Source organism: Solidesulfovibrio sp. (assembly GCF_029978005.1).
In the GTDB taxonomy this organism is placed as follows: domain Bacteria; phylum Desulfobacterota; class Desulfovibrionia; order Desulfovibrionales; family Desulfovibrionaceae; genus Solidesulfovibrio.
The window spans coordinates 1-4,553 of the sequence record NZ_JARKOZ010000034.1 but is presented as its reverse complement, the minus strand read 5'-3'; the positions used below and the strand labels follow the sequence as shown (position 1 = coordinate 4,553).

The 4,553-nt window shown below is 66.0% G+C and carries 4 protein-coding genes; all 4 read left to right on the top strand.

Features of this window, described 5'->3' with window-relative positions; genetic code table 11:
* The first annotated feature begins 20 nt into the window (after positions 1-20).
* Positions 21-1,334 (top strand): dissimilatory-type sulfite reductase subunit alpha, encoded by a 1,314-nt coding sequence (gene dsrA / locus Q1K70_RS03500; protein WP_300155819.1) that lies wholly within the window; start codon positions 21-23, stop codon positions 1,332-1,334.
* 15 nt (positions 1,335-1,349) lie between these two features.
* Positions 1,350-2,516 carry a dissimilatory-type sulfite reductase subunit beta gene (dsrB, locus tag Q1K70_RS03495; RefSeq protein ID WP_300155816.1) on the top strand — a complete coding sequence of 389 codons (1,167 nt, stop codon included), beginning with the start codon at positions 1,350-1,352 and terminating at the stop codon, positions 2,514-2,516.
* A gap of 59 nt (positions 2,517-2,575) precedes the next feature.
* On the top strand, positions 2,576-2,803 hold the full coding sequence (locus Q1K70_RS03490) for a dissimilatory sulfite reductase D family protein (RefSeq protein WP_012749937.1): 228 nt from the start codon (positions 2,576-2,578) through the stop codon (positions 2,801-2,803).
* A gap of 140 nt (positions 2,804-2,943) precedes the next feature.
* Positions 2,944-4,377 carry a cobyrinate a,c-diamide synthase gene (locus Q1K70_RS03485; protein ID WP_300155808.1) on the top strand — a complete coding sequence of 478 codons (1,434 nt, stop codon included), beginning with the start codon at positions 2,944-2,946 and terminating at the stop codon, positions 4,375-4,377.
* The last annotated feature ends 176 nt before the right edge of the window (positions 4,378-4,553 follow it).

The window sequence follows — 4,553 nt, the reverse complement described above, 5'->3', positions numbered from 1 at the left end:
CAACTCTTTTGGAGGAACACATGGCCAAACACCCGACCCCGTTGCTGGACCAGCTTGAGAGCGGTCCGTGGCCCAGCTTCGTCTCAGACTTGAAGCATGCCGCGGAAGTTCGCCACAAGAACCCCAAGGGCATCGAACTGCAGATCCCCGAGGACGTCATCGACGATCTGCTGGGCCTGCTTGAAATGTCCTACACCGACGGAACCACCCACTGGAAGCACGGCGGCATCGTCGGCGTGTTCGGCTATGGCGGCGGCGTCATCGGCCGTTACTGCGACCAGCCCGAAAGGTTCCCCGGCGTGGCCCACTTCCACACCGTGCGCGTGGCTCAGCCCTCCGGCCTGTTCTACAAGGCCGACTACATGGAAGAGCTGTGCGACCTGTGGGACTTCCGCGGCTCCGGCCTGACCAACATGCACGGCTCGACCGGCGACATCATCTGGCTGGGCACCACCACCCCCCAGCTGGAAGAGATCTTCTACGAGCTGACCCACAAGCACAACCAGGACCTGGGCGGTTCCGGCTCCAACCTGCGCACCCCTGCCTGCTGCATCGGCATGTCGCGTTGTGAGTTCGCCTGCATCGACGCGCAGCACATGTGCCATACTCTGACCAACGAGTATCAGGACATGCTGCACCGTCCCCAGTTCCCCTACAAGTTCAAGTTCAAGTTCGACGGCTGCCCCAACGGCTGCGTGGCCTCCATCGCCCGCTCCGACTTCTCCGTGATCGGCACCTGGAAGGACGACATCAAGATCGACCAGGCCGCCGTGAAGGCCTACGTCGGTGGCGAGATCCCCTCGAACGGCGGCGCTCACGCCGGCCGCGACTGGGGCAAGTTCGACATCCAGAAGGAAGTCATCGACCTCTGCCCCACCAAGTGCATGAGCTACGAGGGCGGCAAGCTGTCCATCGACACCAAGAACTGCTACCGCTGCATGCACTGCATCAACGTCATGCCCAAGGCCCTGCGCGTTGGTGACGAGCGCGGCGCGTCCATCCTGGTCGGCGCCAAGGCCCCCATCCTGGACGGCGCTCAGATGAGCTCCCTGCTCGTGCCCTTCATCCCGGCCGAGGATCCCTACGACGAGATCAAGGAAGTCATCGAGAACATCTGGGACTGGTGGATGGAAGAGGGCAAGAACCGCGAGCGCCTGGGCGAGACCCTGAAGCGCTTGGGCTTCCAGAAGGTTCTGGAAGTGACCGGCATTCCGCCCATGGCCCAGCATGTCAAGGAGCCCCGCACCAACCCCTACATCTTCTGGAAGGAAGACGAGGTGCCCGGCGGCTGGTCCCGTGACATCAACGAATACCGCAAACTGCACCAGCGCTAAAAGGGGGAACAACACATGGCGTTCGTTTCTTCCGGGTACAATCCCGCCAAGCCGATGGAGAACCGCATTTCCGACATCGGACCCCGGTTCTTCAAGGAATTCCTGCCTCCGGTCCTGGAGAAGAACTACGGCAAGTGGGTCTCCCACGAGATCCTCGAGCCCGGCCTTCTGGTTCACGAAGCCGAAAGCGGCGACAAGGTCTACACCGTGCGCGTGGGTTCCGCCCGCCTGGTGTCCACCGAGTACATCCGCGAGGCCTGCGCCATCGCCAAGCAGTACTGCGACGGCTACCTGCGCTGGACCACCCGCAACAACATCGAGTTCATGACGCCTTCCCTGGAGACCGCCAAGGCTCTGAAGGCCGACCTGAACTCCCGCAAGTTCGACAAGGGTTCCTTCAAGTTCCCCGTCGGCGGCACCGGCGCCTCCGTGTCCAACATCGTCCACACCCAGGGTTGGGTCCACTGCCACACCCCGGCCACCGACGCCTCGGGCACCGTGAAGATCATCATGGACGAGCTCTTTGATGACTTCACCAACATGCGCATGCCCGCCATCGTCCGCGTGGCCGTGGCCTGCTGCCTGAACATGTGCGGCGCTTGCCACTGCTCCGACGTGGCCGTCGTGGGCTACCACCGCAAGCCGCCGCTCATCGACCACGAGTACCTCGACAACCTCTGCGAAATCCCGCTGGCGATCGCCTCCTGCCCCACCGGCGCCCTGAAGCCCGGCAAGACCGATCTGCCCGACGGCCGCAAGGTCAACACCATCCTGGTGAACAACGAGCGTTGCATGTACTGCGGCAACTGCTACACCATGTGCCCGGCCATGCCGCTCGCCTCCGGCGAGGGCGACGGCATCGTGCTCATGGTCGGCGGCAAGGTGTCCAACCGCATCTCCATGCCGAAGTTCTCCAAGGTCGTGGTGGCCTACATCCCCAACGAGCCGCCCCGCTGGCCGACGCTGACCAAGATGGTCAAGCACATCGTCGAGGTCTACGCCGCCAATGCGCAGAAGTACGAGCGCCTGGGCGAATGGGCCGAGCGCATCGGCTGGGAGAAGTTCTTCGAGCTGTGCGACCTGGAGTTCACCCACCACTGCATCGACGACTTCCGTGATCCGGCGTACTACACTTGGCGCCAGAGCACCCAGTTCAAGTTCACCAAGCACATCGAGGCCTAAGGCAACAACTTCCGGGCGGGGAATCCTTCCCCGCCCGGATAAAACAAAGAGGGGACGGTATGTCTTCCGAGAAAGAGCAAGTTCTCGAGTTCCTCACGGGGAAGACGGGCAAGTCCAAGTTCTACTTCAGCGATTTCTGCAAGATCTTCCCGGACAAGAAGCAGCGCGAAGTCAAGAAGATCCTCACCGAGCTGGTCAACGAGGGCAAGCTCGAGTTCTGGTCGAGCGGCTCCACCACGATGTACGGCATGACCGGCGCCGGCAAGCAGAAGGCCGAGGAAGAATAAGCCTCGCAGGCGGGACGACCGGCCCGGGCCGTCGCCCGCGCCGTCGCGCCGTGCCCGAAGACGCGGCCGCCGCGGCGCCGACGCCCCGTGGAACGCAGCAACCAAGCCGCGCCAACTGGCGCGCACGACGACAACACGCCGTGAACGATCGCCCGCGTCTTGTCCTGGCCGGGCTCTCCGGGGGCGCAGGCAAGACCATCCTGACCCTCGGTGTCTGCCGGGCCCTGGCTGCAGCCGGCTACCGCGTCCGCCCGTTCAAAAAGGGTCCGGATTACATCGACGCCGCCTGGCTCGGGCTCGCCGCCGGGCGCGACGCCACCAATCTGGACCCTTTCTTGATGCCCGAAGCCGGGCTCCTGCCGCTTTTCCTGGACAAGTCCCGCGACGTCGACATCTCCGTCATCGAAGGCAACCGCGGCATCTTCGACGGCATGGACGTGGCCGGCTCCTGTTCCACCGCCGCCCTGGCCCGCCAGCTTCTCGCCCCCGTGGTCCTCGTCCTCGACGCCACCAAGATGACCCGCACCGCCGCCGCCCTGGTCGCCGGCGTGGCCGCCTTCGAGGAAGGCCTCAATCTGGCCGGCGTGGTGGCCAACCGCACCGCCGGGCCGCGACACCGCGACATTTTGCAGCGCTCCATCGAGACCCTGGCCCGGGTGCCGGTGTGCGGCATGCTGCCGAAACTCGCCGAGAACCCCATCCCCGAGCGCCACATGGGCCTCGTGTCCGACCGCGAACAGGGTGCCGTGGACGCCATCCTCGACGGCATCGCCGACGTGGTGCGCCGCCATGTGGACCTCGACCGGCTCGTGGCCATCGCCAAAAGCGCCCCGCCCCTGCCGGACGCGGCGTCCCGGAATTCCGGCTGCCCGGCGCGGCCGGTCATCGAGGCCGAGGCCCCGGTCATCGGCGTGGTGCGCGACGCCGCCCTGTGGTTCTACTACCCGGAAAATCTCGAAGCCCTGGAACAAGCCGGCGCGCGCCTGGCCTACGTGAGCCTGCTCGACGACGCGTCCTGGCCCGAGCTCGACGGGCTCTACCTCGGCGGCGGCTTCCCCGAGACCCACGTGGCCGCCCTGGCCGGCGACGCGGCCATGCGCGGCCGGGTGAAGGCCCTGGCCGAGGCGGGACTGCCCATCTACGCGGAGTGCGGCGGTTTCATGTACCTGTGCCGGGGACTGGTCGTCGACGGAACCGTCCATCCCATGGCCGGCGTCTTTCCCGTGGACACCACGCTTTGCGCCAAGCCGCAAGGCCTGGGCTACAGCCTAGCCCGGGTGACGGCGGAGAATCCCTTTCATCCCGTGGGCACGCTGCTCCACGGCCATGAATTCCACTACTCCCGCTGCCAGGCCGCCCTGGAGACCGGCTTGCCCGGCCCCGAGGCCTTCTGCCTGCGCATGGAACGGGGCGTGGGCATGCACGCCGGCCACGACGGGCTGGTCTTCGCCAACACCTTCGCCGCCTACACCCACATCCACGCCCACGGCGCGCCCCACTGGGCGCGTAATTTCGTGCATGCGGCGCGGGAGTGGAAAAGAGGGAAGAGGCCTCCGGCGGCCGGGAGGGGCTAAGCCCCTCCCGGACCCTCCCTGCTGCCTGGGGGGATGGCGTCGCGCAAAGCCGCGACGCCATCCCCCCAGGAAACAGGGGGCTGCGAAGAGGCGGTCATATTTTTGTCCCCCCAGCGAGGGGTCCGGGGGGGATCCTCCCCCCCCGTAGGGCGGTCCAGGAGGGGCAACGCCCCGCC

Bases quoted from the DNA above. Each gene is read 5' to 3' on its own strand.
- dsrA (WP_300155819.1), top strand. From the start codon at position 21: ATGGCCAAACACCCGACCCCGTTGCTGGACCAGCTTGAGAGCGGTCCG.
- dsrB (WP_300155816.1), top strand. From the start codon at position 1,350: ATGGCGTTCGTTTCTTCCGGGTACAATCCCGCCAAGCCGATGGAGAAC.
- Q1K70_RS03490 (WP_012749937.1), top strand. From the start codon at position 2,576: ATGTCTTCCGAGAAAGAGCAAGTTCTCGAGTTCCTCACGGGGAAGACG.